The organism is Salinibacterium sp., from assembly GCF_031364185.1.
Taxonomy (GTDB): Bacteria; Actinomycetota; Actinomycetes; order Actinomycetales; family Microbacteriaceae; genus Rhodoglobus.
In genome coordinates this window covers 1-17,062 of sequence record NZ_JANLVV010000261.1, presented here as the reverse complement: position 1 = coordinate 17,062, position 17,062 = coordinate 1, and the positions used below count along the sequence as shown (strand labels likewise).

Here is a 17,062-nt window from a genome sequence, read left to right as displayed (position 1 = left end):
CCCCCCCCCCGGGGTTCGAGTTTGGGTTCGCCCCCCCTTCTTGGTTCGGCACTTTGTCGACGACCACACCCAGCCGGCGGCGGGCCGCCGCGCCCGACAGCGCGTCGAGTCCGGCGGCACCACCCCTGGCCTCGTCGACGAAGGAATGATCGACGACGTCATAGCCGTGATCGGAGCCCGCCTCGGCGGCGAGGATGGGGGAGAGGTAGACCCAGTCCACACCCAGTTGGTGGAGGTAGTCCACCAACCCTGCGGCAGCGTTGAGGTCGAAACCGGCGCGGATCTGCAGGCGATATGTCGATATCGGGATGCTCAGGATGCCTCCTTCACCGCTCGCAGTACCATGACGGATCGCCCGCCGACCGTGATCGAATCTCCCGCGGTGAAGATGGCGTCTGGATCGACAACGACGGCCGTGTCGAGTACGAGATCCCACTGCTCGCCGTACTCGGCGGACGGCAGTTCGAACTCGACGCCCTGCTCGGAGGCATTGAAGTAGAGCAGGAAATTCGCGTCGGTGATGGCCTGGCCGCGGGCATCCCGAGCCCTGATGCCATCGCCGTTCAGGAACATCCCGATCGACTTCACGAAGTCTGTACCCCAGTCTTCGGCGGTCATCGCCGACGCGTCGGTCGACATCCACTCGACGTCGAGGAGCGGCTCACCCTCCGCTCGCTTAACGGGGCGACCCGTGAAGAATCGCTTCCGCCGGAACACCGGGTGGTTCGCGCGAAGAGCCGCCACCATCGACGTGAAGGCGATGAGTGATTCGTCTGCCGTCGCCCAATCGACCCAGCTCAGCTCGGAATCCTGCGCGTAGGTGTTGTTGTTGCCATTCTGGGTTCGCCCCATCTCGTCGCCGTGCAGCAGCATGGGAACACCCTGCGACAGAAACAGCGTCGTGATGAAGTTGCGCTGTTGGCGCGCGCGGATCTCGAGTACGGCCGGGTCGTCGGTCTCACCCTCGACTCCGCCGTTCCACGAGCGGTTGTGTGATTCCCCGTCGTTGTTGTTCTCGCCGTTCGCCTCGTTGTTCTTCTCGTTATACGACACGAGGTCGCGCAGGGTGAAGCCGTCGTGGGCTGTCACAAAGTTAATGGATGCCACCGGCCGACGCCCCGACGCCTCATACAGTTCGGGCGAGCCACTCAACCGGCTCACGAACTCGCCAAGGGTCGCGGGCTCGCCACGCCAGAAGTCGCGCACTGTGTCGCGGTACTTGCCGTTCCATTCGGTCCACTGCGGCGGGAAGTTGCCGACCTGGTAGCCGCCTGGGCCGATGTCCCACGGCTCGGCGATCAGTTTCACCTGGGAGACCACGGGATCCTGCTGCACCAGCTCGAAGAACGTGGAGAGCTTATCGACGTCGTAGAACTCCCTCGCCAGGGTGGAGGCCAGGTCGAACCGGAAGCCGTCGACATGCATCTCGGTCACCCAGTAGCGCAGCGAGTCCATAATCAGCTGGAGCGAGTGCGGGTGGCGAACGTTGAACGAGTTGCCCGTGCCCGTGTAATCCATGTAGTGCTTCAGGTCGTCATCGACGAGCCGGTAGTAGGCGGCGTTGTCGATGCCTCTGAAGGAGATGGTGGGGCCGAGGTGGTTTCCCTCTGCCGTGTGGTTGTAGACCACGTCGAGGATGACCTCGATCCCGGCATGGTGCAGTGCGCGCACCATACTTTTGAACTCGAGCACTTGCTGACCGTGGTCGCCGGTGGAGGAGTATGCGGCGTGCGGTGCGAAGAAGCCGATCGTGTTGTAACCCCAGTAGTTCGACAGGCCCTTGTCCTGAAGCACCGAGTCGTTGACGAATTGGTGCACCGGCATAAGCTCGATCGCGGTGATACCCAGCTTCTGGAGGTGCTCGATCACGGCGGGGTGGGCGATGCCGGCGTAGGTGCCGCGCTGCTCTTCGGGGATGTCAGGGTGCGTCGCCGTGAGCCCCTTGACGTGGGCCTCATAGATGATGGTGTCGTTGTAGGCCACGTTCGGCTTTGACTCGCCCGTCCAGTCGAAGAACGGGTTGATCACCACGCCGAGCATCATGTGTGAGGCGGAGTCGTCGGTGTTCTCCGAATTCTGGTCGCCGAAATTGTAGGCGAACAGGGACTGGTCCCAGTCGATGTTTCCGCTGGTCGCCTTCGCATACGGATCCAGCAGCAGCTTCGAGCCGTTGGCCCGGGCACCGTTCTCGGGATCGTAGGCGCCGTGCACGCGGTATCCATACAACTGCCCGGCCTGCACGGTGGGCAGGTAGGCGTGCCAGATGAACGCGTCAACCTCCGTCAGCGGAACGCGCGTCTCAACGCCGTCATCGAACAGGCAGAGCTCGACCCGGTCGGCTGCTTCACTAAACAGGGCGAAGTTTGTTCCACTGCCGTCGAACGTGGCGCCCAGGGGGTAGGCCGTTCCCGGCCAACTCTCTACCATGTGTCAGACGACCGAAAAGGATGAGGTTGTTGATGCGGGGAAGTCATAGGTCGCAAGGCTACCCGAGGGAAGTATTCGGGGTGATTCGGTGCTGTCGGCGTACATAGGGGAAACCTCCGTCGGTGTCGATTGTAGGCAGCACATCGGGGTGAGCCGCCAGGGCTTGCGCTGGAAGCATCCACCGGGTATTCCACAGCGCCGAGTCGGCTAAATTGTCACCATGACAACCGTGCCCCCGTCCGTGTCGATCGTCATCCCCGCCTGGAACGAACAGGACACCATCAGGGGCTGCGTGCTCGCGGCGCTTCACCAGACTATGCCAGCGCTCGAGGTCATCGTTGTCGACAACAGGTCGACGGATGACACGGCCACCATCGTGCGGGCGCTTCAGGCTGCCTTTCCCCAGGCCCCGCTCGTCTACCTCCAACAGGACGAGGTGCAAGGGCTCATCCCGACCCGCAATTTCGGGCTGGACCACGCTCGCGGCGACATCATCGGTCGTATCGATTCGGACTCGGTGCTGGAGCCGACCTGGGTGGCAGAGGTGCAGAAGGGGTTCGCTGATCCCGAGGTCGCGGCGTGCACGGGCCCGGTGATCTACTACGACATGCCGCTACGTCGATTCGGGGCGATCGCCGACGACGCCATCCGCAGGGCGATGATCGTCATTACTCGCGATTACCACCTGCTGTTCGGCAGCAACATGGCGCTGCGCGCGTCAGCGTGGCGGCTGATCCGGTCGGAGGCTCACCGTGACCCGGACGACGAGCTGCACGAAGACATCGATCTCTCGATCCATTTGCACGAACACGGCCTGAAGGTCGCCTATTCGTCAGAAATGGTGACCGGCATGTCGGCTCGCCGCCTCGACGATTCGCCAAGGGAGTTCTACAACTATGTGATGCGTTTCGAGCGCACCTATAAGCTGCACAACGTGCGAAGCCTCGGCCTGCGGGCCCCGATGGCAATCCTCATGTCGGCGTACCCCGCGCTGAAGGCCATGCGCGCCGGCGAGCTTCGCCGCGAGGCCAGTGAACTGCGCGCAGCGACCACGAAGCCAAAGTGAGCTCATCCGGTCGCTCGGTTGCCCTGCTGCGCGGCATCAACGTCGGGCCAACCACGAAAGTGCCCATGGCGCTGCTGCACACGCTGTTCGCCGATTCGGGGGCCACCGAGGTCACCACGGTGCTGAACAGCGGCAACGTGGTGTTCTCTGGAACCGTGGATGCCGCGGCCCTCGCACGTCGCGTTGCCACCGAAACCGGGGTGAGCACCAGCATCCTCGTCATCGATGCTGCCCGATTCCGCCGGATCGCCGCGGCGTTCCCATTCCCTGGCGACGAATCGCGGCTCACGGTCACCTTCATGGCCGAGGTTCCTGCCGCGGTGAGCATCCCGATCCAACTCGGATCGGAGCAGATCCGTATCGGCACGGAGGCGGTCTACCAGTCGATTCCGGATGGCATCTCGAAGACGCGGCTGAGGCCGGCGTTCTGGCGGCAGTTCGGGCGTGAGGCCACCGCTCGAAACCTCCGCACCGTGACGAAGCTGCTCGCGCTGCTGGACTAGAGCCCGCCCCGCCCCGCCTCGCCCCTTCATCATTCAGGAGGTTGTGGGGCCAGAGTGGCAGTGGAGTCTGACGTAACCCCCATGAGATCACTTCTCCCTCTCCAGCCACATCACCTCCTGAATGATGAAAGGACGCAGTTCGCGTAGGATGGGGATGAACACGGGAGTCCGGTGAACCGGGCTGAGAGGAAGCTGCTCCAAGCTTCGACCGTCGAACCTGATCTGGATCATGCCAGCGCAGGGAGGCAATCTCGAAACCCGTGCCATTTCATTCGAAAGGCACGTAATGACAACAACACTGTCCACTCCATCCGACACCTCCGTGGGATCGCGGTTTCGCTGGCGAGTCGTCGATATCGTCGTCGCCAGCGTCATCGGTGTCGCCAGCGGCCTCGTCTTCGTGGTCTGGAACGTCGCATCCAACCCGGTCACCGGTCCGTTGGCAGCACTGCTACCGGGCCTTCAGGCGCTCGGTGGGGGGTTCTGGCTCTTCGCCGGCGTGCTGACCGCGCTGGTGGTGCGCAAGCCCGGTGCAGCGCTCTACGGTGAACTTGTCGCCGCGACCGTTTCGGCCCTGATCGGCAACCAGTGGGGTCCGTTGACCCTGGTGAGCGGTGCCGTGCAGGGGCTCGGCGCCGAACTCGTGTTCGCGATCTTCCTGTACGCCAATTGGCGCGCCGGCGTCGCGATTCTTGCGGGAGTCGGGGCCGGACTCGGCATGGCCGTCACCGACCTGACTCTCTGGTATCCGGGTTCAGACACCCTCTTCATCGCCGTGTACACGATCTCGGGCATGGTGAGCGGTGCGGTGATCGCGGGCCTGCTGTCGTGGCTGGCACTGCGCGGCCTGGCTCGCACCGGCGCACTCAGCCGTTTCGCGGCCGGGCGCGAGATTGCGAAGCGGATCTGAGCGCTCTCACCCCCGCTGGCGTCACCATTTCGGGATGGGGGTGGCGCCACGCGGGGCGGCGTGCCTGGGCCCTGCGCGACCTCGACCTCGTGGTCAGCCCCGGGGAGCGCGTGCTGCTGCTCGGTGAATCTGGCGCAGGTAAGTCGACGCTGCTGAGGGCCCTCGCGAGGGTGCTCGCCGACGATGAGGGTGAGCGGGAGGGGTTGATGCTGGTCGATGGGCAGCGCCCCTCGCCGGGGCGCGCGGGCCTGGTGCTCCAGGATCCGGATAGCCAGCTCATCCTCGCCAGGGTCGGTGACGACGTGGCCTTCGGCTGCGAGAACCTGGGAGTGTCTCGGGATGACACGTGGCGCCGGGTGCGCGATGCGCTCGAGGCCGTCGGGCTGGATGTTGGCCTCGATCGCTCGACCTCTGCTCTCTCCGGTGGGCAGAAGCAGCGCCTCGCGCTGGCGGGAGTCATTGCGATGCGCCCTGGACTGATCCTGCTCGATGAGCCCACCGCGAACCTCGACCCGGAGGGTGTCGTGGAAGTTCGTGACGCTGTCGTGCGAGTCGCGGAGAGCACCGGCGCCACCGTGATCGTGATCGAGCACCGGGTGGCAGTGTGGCAGCACGTGGTCGACCGCGTGGTGGTCCTGCGTGCCGGGGGCGGGGCCCTGGCCGACGGGGAGCCTGCCTCCGTGCTGGACGCCCGAGGTGCCGAACTTGCCGCCGGCGGGGTCTGGGTGCCGGGGCATCCACCACCTCGACCGATCAGAAGTTCACGACAGCCGCGCGAGGTTCTGCTTGACACGCGGGAGCTGACGGTCGGACGCTCGGGGGTGGCGGTGCAGGCGAGGCTCGAGCTGAGCGTCAGCGCAGGCTCGACGCTCGCGGTCATGGGGCGCAACGGCAGCGGTAAGTCGACGCTGGGGCTGACGCTGGCGGGCCTGTTGCCACCGATCGCCGGGAACGTTATCGCGGCCGACACGCTCGCCGCTGGCGCGGGGCCGCATCCGATTGCCTGGCGCTCGCGGCAATTGCTCACCCGGATCGGAACCGTGTTCCAGCAGCCTGAGCACCAGTTCCTCGCCTCGACCGTTCGTACCGAGCTCGAAGTGGGTCCGGCAGCGCTCGGCATGCCGACGAGCGAAGTCGACGAGCGTGTTAACGCCCTACTGGAGCGTCTTCGGCTGGCACATCTCGCCGAAGCGAACCCGTTTACGCTGTCGGGCGGCGAGAAGCGCAGGCTCAGCGTCGCGACGGTTCTTGCGACTCGGCCCAGGATGCTCGTGCTGGACGAGCCCACATTCGGCCAGGATTCGCGAACCTGGGCCGAACTCGTTGGCCTTCTTGCCGGTCTGGCCGACGCTGGCACCGCCATCGTCATGTCCACCCACGACCTCGACCTTGTCGACGCCATCGCGGACGCCTCGGTGACCCTGTCATGAGCACAGTGAATCCGATGGCCAAGCTCGGAGCCGCGCTGGCGCTGGCCCTGTGCCTCGTGCTGACGATCGACTGGGTCTCTGCGTCGGTGGCGCTGGCCCTCGAGCTTGTCGCCCTCGCGTTCATCAGGCTGCCGGCTCGGGCGTTCTGGCTGCGCACGCTGCCGGTGTGGGTAGCCGCGCCGCTCACGGGCGTGACGATCGCGCTCTACGGGCGCACAGAAGGGCAGGTTTACCTCGAGTTCGCCTTCGCGCGGGTGAGCGAGGGATCGATCGCGCTCGCGATAGCAACCGTCCTGAGGGTGCTGGCGATCGGGCTGCCCGCCGTGGTGCTGTTCGTCACCGTCGATGCCACTGAGCTGGCTGATGGTCTCGCCCAGCGTGCCCGGCTTCCCGCCCGCTTCGTGCTCGGAGCGCTTGCAGGGATGCGCCTCGTGTCGCTGTTCATGGACGACTGGCGATCCCTCGAACGCGCCCGTCGAGCGCGCGGGGTGTCCGATGCCGGTCGCATTCGTCGCCTCACGGGCCAGGTGTTTGCGCTGTTCGTGCTCTCCATCCGGCGCGGCAGCTCGCTGGCAACGGCCATGGAGGCGCGAGGGTTCGGTGCGCCCGTGGAGCGAACCTGGGCCCGCGAGTCTCCCTGGGGTTCACGAGAGTGGCTGGTGTTGTGCGCGGGGCTGACGATTGGTTTGCTGGCCCTGGCTGCCGCAGTGCTCACAGGGCGGTGGAACTTCTTTGCCGGCCCGTAGGGTGCTCATCGACGGTCGGTCCGGCTCGGGCAAAACCGAGCTCGCGCGCGCCCTTGTCGACGGCTGGCCCGGGGCCCAACTGGTGCGCCTCGACGATCTCTATCCGGGATGGGACGGCCTCGACGAGGCCAGTGCATCGGTCGCGTCGATCCTCGGCACTCACCGGTGGCGGGCCTGGGACTGGGCGGCGGAAGCGCCCGGGACCTGGCATGAGCTGGAGGCATCCCGACCCCTGATCATCGAGGGAGTGGGTGCCATCAGCTCCACCTCGGTGGAATTGGTGGATGTCGCGGTGTGGATCGAACTCGACGACGAGACGCGCAAGCGGCGCGCACTGGTGCGGGACCGGGAGGCGTACGCGCCATTCTGGGATCGCTGGGCCGCGCAGGAGCTCGCCTTCCTGGCGCGCGAGAAACCTCGTGTGCTGGCCGATATCGAGGTGAGTGGGCTCGACACCGAAACCGCTCTCGCCGTGGTGCGTCGGGCCTGTGGGGTCTGACTCTGCGAGAGTGGGAGCATGACTTCCCCCTTCATCTCCGTCAGCGAACTGACCGACGAACTCGCGGGCCTCCATCCGCCGACGGTGCTTGACGCGAGCCTCGTTCTTCATCCCGCCGCGACTGATGGCGACTACCGCCGCGACTCCGGCAAACCACGCTGGCTGGCGGGCCACATCCCCGGATCGCAGCACGTGGATGTTTCGACCCAGTTCAGCGACGTTTCTGCCCCACTGCACTACACGCATCCTGAACCGCAGGCGATCGCGGATGAGCTGGCGCGCCTCGGCGTCGGCGAGGGGGATGAGGTGGTCGTGTACGACACCACGGGCACCCTGTTCGCTGCTCGCCTGTGGTACCTGTTGCGGTGGATCGGCGTGCCTGTGCGCGTGCTCGATGGTGGATTCGCTGCGTGGCAGAATGCGGGGGAGCCTGTCGAGACCGGCGAGTCCGCAGCGGGACAGTCGGCCGCCGCGTGGCGCGCGGAGGCCGTGCGGCACGCCTGGGTGAGTCAGCAGCAACTCGAAGAGCGTTCGGCCGACGACCCGCGCCCGCTGGTGTGCGGACTGCCCCGGGGCTCGTTCACCGGCGCGGATCCCTCGCGTTATTTACGCCGCGGGCGCATCCCGGGCAGCGTCAACGTGTCAAGCCGCGATCTGTTCACCGCCGACGGCCACGTGAAGAGCAGGGTCGAACTCATCCTTGCCTACGATGATGCTGGCATCGACGTTGCCGATGGCGGCCACGCTGAGGTGCTGCTCTATTGCGGCGGCGGCATCTCGGCAGCAGCCAATGCCCTTACACTCGCGGCTATCGGTACAAGCGCGGTGCGGATCTACGACGGATCCTTGGAGGAGTGGTCTGCCGATCCCGCACTACCGCTGGAACTGGGCGAACCTGCCTAGCCCTTTATCCAGGTTTGCCTAGCGCTTGGTCCAGGTTTGAGTGACTGAGCCGCCTCGCTGATGCGTGGTGAGGGTTTTTCCGTCACAGGTCAGCTCCACGCCGACGGAGTCATCGAGGTCGGCGTTCAGCACCGTATACGGAATGGGGTCCAGCGGGGTTCCGTTGAGATCGCCTACGGACTTGATGATGGTTCCGGTCGCATCCCAGTCGCGGGGAATGGCGACGTTTCCTGTGATGTATGACGCGCCGGTCGCCGTGCCCTTGTGCGAGGTTGTCACGGTCTGCACCTGGTCGGCCGCGGGGGCCGACGTGATCGTGAGGGTGTAGTCGGAATCAATCACGACCGTCCCGTCGAGATCCCACCTCATTTTCTGGGTTCCCTCGGGTGTGACTGCAGTCGCGGCGACGCCCTGTGTGGCCAGGTTGGCCGTCACTGATGCGGCGAGACCCGCGGTGTCGAGGCTCCAGGTGGCGCCCTGGGCGCACAGCGCGATCCCGGTAAGCGGCACGTCGGTGCCCTGCGGCTCAATCAGCGAACATCCCCCGAGCCCGACGACGATTGCCGCCGACAGAGCGACGATCGCCGCTCGCTGTGTCGAAAACACGGTTCCTCCTGATCAAAACTTACATCTGAAATCCTACGTTGCCGAGGCCCCCGGTATCGACGGAGGCGCGGCAGTCAACCCCAGCCCAGCTCGTGCAACTGGGCATCGTCGATGCCATAGAAGTGCGCAATCTCGTGCACCAGAGTGATGTGGATCTGCTGTTTTAGTTCGTCCAGATCTTGAGAAATAGTCATTAATGGCTCACGATACAGGATGATTCGATCCGGCAGTTCACCGAATCCATAGTTGCCACGTTCCGTTAGCGCCACCCCGTCATAGAGTCCGAGCACATCGAGCGACCCGTCCTCCGGGCGGTCCTCCGTCACAAAGATCACGTTATCGAGACCGTCGATCATGTCATCGCTCAGCAGGTCGAGCTCATCGATCACCAGCTTCTCGAACTGAGCGGCGTCGAGTTCACTTGGATTCATCGCATCCACCTGGTCATTCGATCGCGTCCAGCAACGTTCCCTGCAGGTATCCGAGCCAGTCATATACATCGAGCAAAGCCTCGTCGCCGGTGCCCTCGTCGCCGTCGTCGATTATCCGGAGCCGCGAAGCGATGGTAAGCCTGAGATCGGTAAGAGTGCGAAGCCACGACTGCGCGGCCGCCTCATCGAGCGTGATGGGGCTCGAGGTGAGAGATGCCACGACCAGTCTGGCATGCGCAATCTTGCGGTCAACGAGCCCACCTTCGGTGAGCCGTCGGTGCTCCGAGGATGCGCTGAGGTCATTCTTGTAGGCATCGGGCAGTAATCGCGCGAGGGCAGGATCGAGCGGTGCCACCGTTGACCCGCCGATGCCGAGCTGGGCGAACAGGGCCGCCGCCGACCCGGCGTCCGTGGGAGCCTCGTGCGTAGTCGCCCGGTCGCCTAACAACTCCGTCAATTGGCCCGCGAGGTCGCGAAGAACCTCCGCTTCGAGATCGCTGAGCCGAACGATGACCAGCACGCCGTGCCGGGTGAACGGGATCACGCGTCGTCCTTTGCGAGGGTTGCCCAAAGACCGTAGTCGTGCATGGCCTCGACGTGGCGCTCCATCTCTTCCCGACCGCCGGATGCCACAACCGCGCGCCCCTCATGGTGCACGAGCAGCATCAATCGTTCGGCCTCCTCGCGCGAGTGACCAAAGTAGCTTTTGAACACGTATGTCACGTACGTCTGCAGATTGACGGGGTCGTTCCATACGATGGTGACCCAGGGGGTGTCAGGCTGCTCCACAGCGTAAAGCACTGTTCCGCGCTCTGTCTCGCGCTCGATAGTGGGAGTCGTCATCCCGACCTCCCGAACCTGAACAAGAACCTCAGCGCGAACAATAAATCCGAGGGTGTGAGAAATGAAAACGGCCTGGCCGAGGCCAGACCGTTTTCGATGGGGTGAACGACGGGGCTCGAACCCGCGACATCCGGCTCCACAAGCCAGCGCTCTGCCAACTGAGCTACGCCCACCATGCTTTTCTTGACACTGCTTTTTTGATGCTGCATTTTGATGCTGCTTTAGCGACGCTGCCTGCCTCACGCTGTTTGACGCCCGGCAACCTACCAAGTCTAATACCTGCCACTGGAATCCCAAACTGGCCACTGGAATCCTAAGCCAGCCACTCGAGTGCCTTGTTGGGGCTTGCGCTGGTGGTTCGTTGGAGGAGTCGTCATCCGCTCGGCGTCTGCGCAGTTTTGGGGCGACTGCGGTACGGCGCGCGTACGCACTTGTCCCAGAGGTGCGCAGAAGCCGCAGGGGAGGCGCAGAAGCCGCAGGGGAGGCGGGGCCGGCGGGGCGGCGCACACAAGACCGGCCCCGAGCTAAGGCGAGGGCCGTGTCGGACGTGGTGGCCAAACCTCTCCAGCGCACTTTAGATGCAGGACACCGGTCAAAGGCGCTGGGCGAATCCCTCGACGACCTCGGCGGAGATGGCCTGTACCTGCTCGGTGGTCGGGCCAGGCTCCTTCACAAATACTGCTTTGCGGTAGTAGTCGAGTTCGCGGATCGATTCACGGATGTCCGCCAGGGCGCGGTGCCCGCCGTCTTTCGATGGGGCGTTGAAGTAGACCCGCGGAAACCAGCGACGAGACAGTTCTTTGATCGACGATACGTCGATGCTGCGGTAGTGAAGATGGCTATCTACGCGGGGCATGTACCTGGCGAGGAACGTACGGTCGGTGCCAATCGTGTTGCCGGCCAGCGGGGCGCTCTGGGGCGTGGGAACGAACCGCAGTATGTATTCGTTGACCGCGTACTCGGCATCGGCGAGCGACACCCCGTCTCCGATCTCATCGATCAATCCACTCTCGGTATGCATGGTGCGAACGAAGTCGCCCATGTTGTCCCACGCCGCCTTGTCTGGCTTGATGACAATCGAAAAGCCGGGGTCGAGCGGCACCAGGTCGTAGTCGGTGATGACCACAGCGACCTCGACGAGTTCATCAACAGCGATGTCGAGCCCGGTCATTTCGCAATCGATCCAGACGAGAAGGTCAGCGTGAGAGGCCATGATCCCAGCCTACCGCCGGGGCGCGACAGGCTCTCGATGCCACTTCTCGAAGATCCGACTCGCGCGCCGCGGCGCCGCGGCGGAGCAATCCCGGAGCCCGGTCTGCTAAGACTGAGGCATGACTGAGACAGCTCCTGACATTTCTCGCGGCGACGAGTACATCGTGTTCTACACCGGTGGGCCTTACGATGGCCGCTCCGACACCCGCATCAGCACGGATGGCACCTGGGAGACCGAGATCACCGTCATCGCGGCCTTTGATGGTAAAGAGACCCAGCTCGATTACGTTTCTCCCGTCGCGAAACACGTCGGCGAGCAGGTTCAGGTCACCTACACCTGGGATCCGAAAGACAGCGACCCCATCGAGGCCGTCGAAGAGCGTTACGACTCCTGAAATCCGTCCCTCAGAAATCGTGCGTCCTCATGAGAGGGTCCGCGCACCGTGAACCTCATCTACTTCTCCTCGAACTTCTGCGAGCCGTGCATGGTGACGAGGGGTGTACTTCTCCAGATCGCCGGGCTCGTTCCCGCAGCGCGTATAGCCGAGCTCGATGTCGTCCGCGACGCCGAAGAAGCCGAGAAAGCGGGCATCCGGAACACCCCGACTGTGATCGTTGTGAAGGATGATGGCACCGAGGTGTTCCGAGCTGAAGGCGTGCCGACGGTTAACCAGGTGCTTGTCGCGCTCGCACGCGCCGTCTAACTCTCGCACGATGTATGGTGGGGACGATTCCCGCCCTCGTAGCTCAGGGGATAGAGCAGGAGCCTTCTAATCTCTTGGTCGCAGGTTCGAATCCTGCCGAGGGCACCACTGTCGTTGCATCCGGCACCAGCGAGCGTGCCCTTCACCTGCCGTGCCGCACAGGGCAGGATCGCGCTCCATATTTCGCAGTGAGAGTGCAGTCCCGGCCCCATCGCGGCTGGGTGAACGGCACTTACTGCGCTCTGAGTGCAGCAACTGCGGTGCTCGGCGGGCAGTGACCGGCGGGCAGTGACCAGCGAGCGGTGACCAGCGAGCGGTGACCAGCGGGCAGTGACCAGCGAGCGCGCTAGACCATCACCGAGGCCACGGAGCAGAGAACTCCACGCGCGCCGTCCAGAACTGGGCTCGCACGCCAGAATGTCGCTGGAAGACGGCTTTACTTGCCCGCAGGCTGCGGCAGGACCGCCGTAGCTGAGGTGGATGAAGCGCTGCTTGTGGACGCTGCCGACGAGTGCGGCTGCGCAGCCGACCACTCACGCTGCTTGCTCGCCAGTTGCTCGTCTGCCGTGGGCACGGCCGCGGTCTCGTACTTCCACGCTGCGAGATCCTGGGCGAACAGCTTCTTCGCCCGGGCTGGTTTCGACTGCCAGGCGATGAGGCCGTCCTGGAAATCGGCCAGATCCTGCTCGGCCTGGAAGCTGTAGTTTGTCGAATTTTTCTTCATGGTCGCCAGTTGGTGGGCGGCCCAGTCTGCGGCCAGTGTCGCGCCGAGCACCGGGAGAAGGCGTACCCGAACTTCGGCCTCGCTCAGTTGGTGATCGACGTGGTCTTTCTCCGGGGCAGACAGTGTGCTCCACGTTGCGGCACGGCGACCCGCCGCGATGAGAGCAGCTACCGCGGACGTCTTGTACTCGCGATCCTGCTGGGCAATCAACCGCTTGATCGCGCCCCGAGCTATGAGGCCGGCGACGACTCCACCGACAACGATCGCGATGAACGGGATGATCGCACTCGTGATGACCGTCTGGCCACCGTCAGAGTTGAACCAACGGACAATATCATTCCACCACTGCTGCACCATGGAGGCACTGTAACCCCGCTCTCACCGACCACGAGTCACCGCGTAGGCGAGTCGGCTAAAGCCGGCACGGTTTACGCCGGCACCGTCAGAACCTGAAGCAGTCCATCGCGTCGTCGAGCTCCCAGAAATCACCGATCGGCAGGAACCTGCGCTGGCGTTGCAGCATCCGCTTGGCGCGATAGCGATGCCCGGATGGCGTGGCGCTGCGTTCCACGTAACCGACCACCTCGCCGCCAGGACGGGTCACCCGCCATAGGTCGTCGTGCAACTGGATCATGGCGATGCCCGAGCTAAGGCCTGCGGAGTGAATACGGTGTGTTCCGACGAAATCTAGCGTGGTCACGATGTCTCCTCGAATGAAGTGAAGGGCTTTATTCGAAGATATATTCTACCGCTGACATTGTTCGGCGGGCCCGCTGATCAGCTGTGGGTGCCTGTGCCATCCACCGCAAATTCGTCGATGGCGCGAATCTCCTCAGTAGTCAGCGCGTCAAAATCGAGGGCGGCAAGATTGTTCTCCAGCTGCGCGACGCTACTGGCACCGATCAGCGCCGACGTAACCTGCGGAATTCGCAGCACCCACGACAGCGCAAGCTGCGCCACGCTCTGGCCGCGCTCTCGCGCGATGTCGTTCAGCCCGCGCACACGCGAAAGATAGTCGTTAGTGATATTGGATGCGCCGAGGAATGGGCTGTTCGCCGCACGAGAGTCATCCGGAATACCGTCGAGGTAGCGATCTGTCAGCAGGCCCTGCGCGAGCGGCGAGAACACGATGCTGCCCATCCCGAGGTCGTCGAGAACCGGGAACAGCCCGGCTTCGATGTGACGATCGAACATGTTGTACCGCGGCTGGTGAATCGTCAGCGGAACGTGGTGAACGGCGAGTGCGGCGTGTGCTGCGCGAGTCTGTTCCGGGCTGTAGTTGGAGATGCCGACGTACAGCGCTTTGCCCGAGTGAACCGCACTTGCCAGCGCGCCCATGGTTTCTTCTATCGGGGTTTCGGGGTCAGGGCGGTGCGAGTAGAAGACATCAAAGTAGTCGAGTCCGGTGCGCTTCAGGCTCGCGTCAAGTGATGAGAGCAGGTATTTGCGAGATCCAAAATCCTGATAGGGACCGTCCCACATCGTGTAGCCGGCCTTGCTGGAGATGATGAGCTCATCGCGGTAGGGCGCCAGGTCCTGGGAGAAGATGGTGCCGAAGTTGCTTTCGGCCGAGCCTGGAGGCGGGCCGTAGTTGTTGGCAATGTCGATGTGGGTCACTCCGAGATCGAAAGCCCGTCGGATGATCGCCCGCTGGGTGTCGAGAGGCCGGTCATAGCCGAAGTTGTTCCAGATGCCGAGAGAAATCTTCGGCAGTCTCAGGCCGCTGCGGCCCACCCTCACGTAGTCGATGGATTCGTAGCGGGTGTCTGCGGCGTGATAAGGCATTTGTCCAGCCTAAGGCGCTGGCGGGAATGGTCCGATGGCGCTGGTTGTTTGCCTGAAGGGCCAACAGGCCCGCTACAGATGTCAAGAAAGTAGGCTCACCCCCATGCACACCTTCGTTTTAGCAGGCGGTTGTTTCTGGTGCCTCGACGCGGTTTACCGCACTCTGAGGGGCGTTCAGGATGTCGTGTCGGGCTACACCGGCGGCGAGACAGTGAACCCCGATTACGATTCGGTCTGTTCTGGCCGAACAGGACACGCCGAGGCCGTGGCGGTCACATTCGATTCCGACGTCATTCCTGATGAGGTGATCCTCGACGTGTTCTTCAGTCTCCACGACCCACGCCAGCTCAACCGCCAGGGTGCCGATGTCGGCACCCAATACCGTTCAGCGATGTTCTACACGGATGACGCGCAACAGGCGATTTTCGAGGCCGCACGTGATCGCGCATCAGAATATTGGGACGGTGGGTTGGTGACGACGCTGGAGCCGCTCGGCGACTGGTACCGCGCCGAGTCGTATCACCAGGACTTCTTCGCGAAGAATCCGGGGCAGGGCTACTGCATGGCGGTGGCACTGCCTAAGGTCAACAAGATCCGAAAGTCGTTCGCGGAGTACGTGCTCGCGTCGTGAACCCTCGCGAATATCCCGGTCTCCTGCTCATTTGTTATGCATTCGGCGTAGCGTCGACTTGCTCCTGAACAGTGAGGAGCAGAACAGGAGCTCAACGATGAGCGACATGACATTGACCGGTCAGACCTGGGTGGCCTTCGGGCCAGCTGGGGCCGTGGGTTCACTCCATCGGGTTGAGAGTGGTTTCACGTTCAAGCTGGTGGCGGACGACGATTTCCGCGCCGCGTACCCCACGCTGGAGGTTGCGAAGAGCGCGCTGCACGCGGCTCTGCTTCCCGGCGCTGAGTGGCCTGAATTCCGGGAACACTGAACCCGAGGCTCTTCTCCTCCAGATCCATGCTGCACGCCGACCTTTCCCCCATTGGGGAAGGTCGGCGTTTTTCCGTTTCGGCAGCGGCAACACTGGGGTCATCGAGGCCCGGGGCGGCTTCCCGGCACGAGTGCCGACCCCGGGCTTCGAGCCCCCGCACTGGAGACCTTCCACGCCGGGATTCCCCTCGCAGACGGAGTGACCATGACTGACAGCATTACCCTCACCGGCCTGGTGGCCACCACCCCCCGACACATCCGCACGAACGACGGCCTCACTATTTCGTCGTTCAGGCTAGCGTCTGCGCAACGGCGTTTTGATCGAACCAAAGAGAAGTGGATCGATGTCGACACGAATTGGTACACCATCTCGGCCTTTCGCCAACTTGGTGTGAATTGCACCGGGTCGGTCAATAAGGGCGATCGTGTGATTGTCAGCGGCCGACTACGCATTCGCGAGTGGCAGAACGGCGAACGCACGGGCACCACGGTCGACATCGAGGCGGATGCGATCGGTCACGACCTCTCCTGGGGAACCTCAAGCTTCTCCCGCACCATCTCGTCAGGCGCCAACCGTGCCACCGACGATGTGACGGCACCCGTGCTCGGGGGGAGTGGCGGCGACCCGGCGGAAGGGTGGGAGTCGAGCACCGCTCCCGTCGACCCAATCGCGGGCGGCGATGGAACCGAAGATCACGACGTGGACAGTTATGGCAATGAATCCGCCGATGGACCGGCCAGGGATGAGGCAGACGCCCTCGCGCTGCCGTTCTGAGGATCTCCCTCGGCAACCCTCCCTCGGCTGGCGGCCCTATACTCGCCCTGATCGGTCGCGCGCCCGCCGCGTGGCCGCCTCGGGGAGTCATGGGCGAGCAGGGGAGAGGTCAGCGGTGGCGTTGAGAGTGAGAACCTGCACGCTCGCGGGCGCAGTGCTGGGCCTAATGATCCTGCTGACCGCCTGCATTGGGCAGCCTCCCACGCCACCGGTGACCGCTGATCCCAGTGGCTCGTCGCCAGCGGAGGGCAGCGGCTCACCGACTCCGACTCTCCCACCCACACCAGCACTGGTGGCCGGAGGAACCGCTGCCGAGAATAAGCCGTTCTTCGACGAGGTCAACCAGCAATACTTCATCGCCGCTGGCAACGTCATCCCCGAAGGTCGCGGTGTGGTCGACAACCTCGTGAGTGTTGGTTTTATCAAGGCCGATATGCAGGTCACCGCCGATCGAACGGCGATCGACCTGCCCGTTGACTCCCTGGTGTTTTCGGTGCTCATGGGCGGCCAGTGCCTCGTGGGCCAGTTCAGCGCGCAGGGCTACAGCACGATCATCGC

23 protein-coding genes, 2 tRNA genes and 1 riboswitch are annotated in these 17,062 nt (G+C 63.9%); of the genes, 14 read left to right on the top strand and 11 right to left on the bottom strand.

Translation table 11 applies throughout. The features are described 5' to 3' along the window. Together RMN95_RS11660 and glgX are read right to left on the bottom strand one after the other, a co-directional pair. The coding region (locus RMN95_RS11660; RefSeq protein WP_309617080.1) for an alpha-amylase family glycosyl hydrolase at positions 1–316 on the bottom strand (316 nt) is incomplete at its 3' end. Next, positions 313–2,427 (bottom strand): glycogen debranching protein GlgX, encoded by a 2,115-nt coding sequence (gene glgX / locus RMN95_RS11655; RefSeq protein WP_309617078.1) that lies wholly within the window; start codon positions 2,425–2,427, stop codon positions 313–315. The genes glgX and RMN95_RS11660, both read right to left, overlap by 4 nt. 220 nt (positions 2,428–2,647) lie before the next feature. On the opposite strand from glgX, the gene RMN95_RS11650 reads away from it, so the two are divergent. The 7 genes from RMN95_RS11650 to RMN95_RS11620 all read left to right on the top strand — a co-directional run bounded on the left by RMN95_RS11650 (position 2,648) and on the right by RMN95_RS11620 (position 8,484). Further along, the gene (locus tag RMN95_RS11650; protein ID WP_309617077.1) at positions 2,648–3,493 is read left to right on the top strand and encodes a glycosyltransferase family A protein; all 846 of its coding nucleotides are present in this window, start codon (positions 2,648–2,650) and stop codon (positions 3,491–3,493) included. After that, a complete protein-coding gene (locus RMN95_RS11645) occupies positions 3,490–3,996 on the top strand; it encodes a DUF1697 domain-containing protein (RefSeq protein ID WP_309617076.1) in 507 nt (168 codons plus the stop codon). Before RMN95_RS11650 ends, RMN95_RS11645 begins: the two co-directional genes overlap by 4 nt. 150 nt (positions 3,997–4,146) lie before the next feature. Continuing rightward, a riboswitch (TPP riboswitch) is annotated at positions 4,147–4,257 on the top strand. 25 nt (positions 4,258–4,282) lie between these two features. After that, on the top strand, positions 4,283–4,906 hold the full coding sequence (locus tag RMN95_RS11640) for an ECF transporter S component (protein WP_309617075.1): 624 nt from the start codon (positions 4,283–4,285) through the stop codon (positions 4,904–4,906). Then, on the top strand, positions 4,903–6,336 hold the full coding sequence (locus RMN95_RS11635; RefSeq protein WP_309617079.1) for an ABC transporter ATP-binding protein: 1,434 nt from the start codon (positions 4,903–4,905) through the stop codon (positions 6,334–6,336). Before RMN95_RS11640 ends, RMN95_RS11635 begins: the two co-directional genes overlap by 4 nt. Continuing rightward, complete coding sequence (locus RMN95_RS11630) at positions 6,333–7,082, top strand: energy-coupling factor transporter transmembrane component T (protein ID WP_309617074.1); 750 nt, start codon at positions 6,333–6,335, stop codon at positions 7,080–7,082. Before RMN95_RS11635 ends, RMN95_RS11630 begins: the two co-directional genes overlap by 4 nt. Beyond that, positions 7,069–7,581 carry an ATP-binding protein gene (locus tag RMN95_RS11625; protein ID WP_309617073.1) on the top strand — a complete coding sequence of 171 codons (513 nt, stop codon included), beginning with the start codon at positions 7,069–7,071 and terminating at the stop codon, positions 7,579–7,581. The genes RMN95_RS11630 and RMN95_RS11625 overlap by 14 nt, the downstream gene beginning before the upstream one ends. 18 nt (positions 7,582–7,599) lie before the next feature. Next, complete coding sequence (locus RMN95_RS11620; RefSeq protein ID WP_309617072.1) at positions 7,600–8,484, top strand: rhodanese-like domain-containing protein; 885 nt, start codon at positions 7,600–7,602, stop codon at positions 8,482–8,484. An 18-nt stretch (positions 8,485–8,502) separates the two neighbouring features. On the opposite strand, the gene RMN95_RS11615 is transcribed toward RMN95_RS11620, so the two are convergent. The 6 genes from RMN95_RS11615 to orn form a co-directional block, all read right to left on the bottom strand. After that, entirely contained in the window at positions 8,503–9,090 is a 588-nt protein-coding gene (locus RMN95_RS11615) for a hypothetical protein (protein WP_309617071.1), read from the bottom strand. 74 nt (positions 9,091–9,164) lie between these two features. Beyond that, entirely contained in the window at positions 9,165–9,521 is a 357-nt protein-coding gene (locus tag RMN95_RS11610) for a metallopeptidase family protein (RefSeq protein WP_309617070.1), read from the bottom strand. 13 nt (positions 9,522–9,534) lie between these two features. Then, on the bottom strand, positions 9,535–10,065 hold the full coding sequence (locus RMN95_RS11605) for a DUF2017 domain-containing protein (protein WP_309617069.1): 531 nt from the start codon (positions 10,063–10,065) through the stop codon (positions 9,535–9,537). Continuing rightward, a complete protein-coding gene (gene clpS, locus RMN95_RS11600; protein WP_309617068.1) occupies positions 10,062–10,364 on the bottom strand; it encodes an ATP-dependent Clp protease adapter ClpS in 303 nt (100 codons plus the stop codon). Before clpS ends, RMN95_RS11605 begins: the two co-directional genes overlap by 4 nt. A 97-nt stretch (positions 10,365–10,461) precedes the next feature. After that, positions 10,462–10,537 (bottom strand) — tRNA-His (locus RMN95_RS11595). 419 nt (positions 10,538–10,956) lie between these two features. Continuing rightward, positions 10,957–11,577: an oligoribonuclease gene (gene orn, locus RMN95_RS11590; RefSeq protein ID WP_309617067.1), complete on the bottom strand. Its 621-nt coding sequence runs from the start codon at positions 11,575–11,577 to the stop codon at positions 10,957–10,959. 118 nt (positions 11,578–11,695) lie between these two features. Here orn and RMN95_RS11585 point away from each other — a divergent pair, with 118 nt between their 5' ends. From RMN95_RS11585 to RMN95_RS11575, 3 genes are all read left to right on the top strand, one after another. Continuing rightward, the gene (locus RMN95_RS11585; RefSeq protein ID WP_309617066.1) at positions 11,696–11,971 is read left to right on the top strand and encodes an oligoribonuclease; all 276 of its coding nucleotides are present in this window, start codon (positions 11,696–11,698) and stop codon (positions 11,969–11,971) included. 48 nt (positions 11,972–12,019) lie between these two features. Further along, complete coding sequence (locus RMN95_RS11580) at positions 12,020–12,280, top strand: thioredoxin family protein (protein ID WP_309617065.1); 261 nt, start codon at positions 12,020–12,022, stop codon at positions 12,278–12,280. Positions 12,281–12,312: 32 nt separating this feature from the next. Continuing rightward, a tRNA-Arg gene (locus RMN95_RS11575) sits at positions 12,313–12,388 on the top strand. A 328-nt stretch (positions 12,389–12,716) separates the two neighbouring features. Here RMN95_RS11575 and RMN95_RS11570 read toward each other — a convergent pair. The 3 genes from RMN95_RS11570 to RMN95_RS11560 all read right to left on the bottom strand — a co-directional run bounded on the left by RMN95_RS11570 (position 12,717) and on the right by RMN95_RS11560 (position 14,789). Beyond that, complete coding sequence (locus tag RMN95_RS11570; protein WP_309617064.1) at positions 12,717–13,361, bottom strand: hypothetical protein; 645 nt, start codon at positions 13,359–13,361, stop codon at positions 12,717–12,719. An 85-nt stretch (positions 13,362–13,446) separates the two neighbouring features. Next, the gene (locus tag RMN95_RS11565) at positions 13,447–13,704 is read right to left on the bottom strand and encodes a hypothetical protein (RefSeq protein WP_309617063.1); all 258 of its coding nucleotides are present in this window, start codon (positions 13,702–13,704) and stop codon (positions 13,447–13,449) included. 77 nt (positions 13,705–13,781) lie between these two features. Next, positions 13,782–14,789, bottom strand: a complete 1,008-nt coding sequence (locus tag RMN95_RS11560; protein WP_309617062.1) for an aldo/keto reductase — start codon at positions 14,787–14,789, stop codon at positions 13,782–13,784. A gap of 103 nt (positions 14,790–14,892) precedes the next feature. Here RMN95_RS11560 and msrA point away from each other — a divergent pair, with 103 nt between their 5' ends. The 4 genes from msrA to RMN95_RS11540 all read left to right on the top strand — a co-directional run. Then, positions 14,893–15,420 carry a peptide-methionine (S)-S-oxide reductase MsrA gene (gene msrA / locus RMN95_RS11555; RefSeq protein WP_309617061.1) on the top strand — a complete coding sequence of 176 codons (528 nt, stop codon included), beginning with the start codon at positions 14,893–14,895 and terminating at the stop codon, positions 15,418–15,420. 106 nt (positions 15,421–15,526) lie between these two features. Further along, entirely contained in the window at positions 15,527–15,730 is a 204-nt protein-coding gene (locus RMN95_RS11550) for a methyltransferase (protein WP_309617060.1), read from the top strand. Between the two features lie 204 nt (positions 15,731–15,934). Continuing rightward, positions 15,935–16,504 (top strand): single-stranded DNA-binding protein, encoded by a 570-nt coding sequence (locus RMN95_RS11545; protein WP_309617059.1) that lies wholly within the window; start codon positions 15,935–15,937, stop codon positions 16,502–16,504. A 166-nt stretch (positions 16,505–16,670) separates the two neighbouring features. Beyond that, positions 16,671–17,062 (top strand): DUF6993 domain-containing protein (locus RMN95_RS11540; RefSeq protein WP_309617058.1); only part of this gene is annotated, 392 nt, incomplete at its 3' end.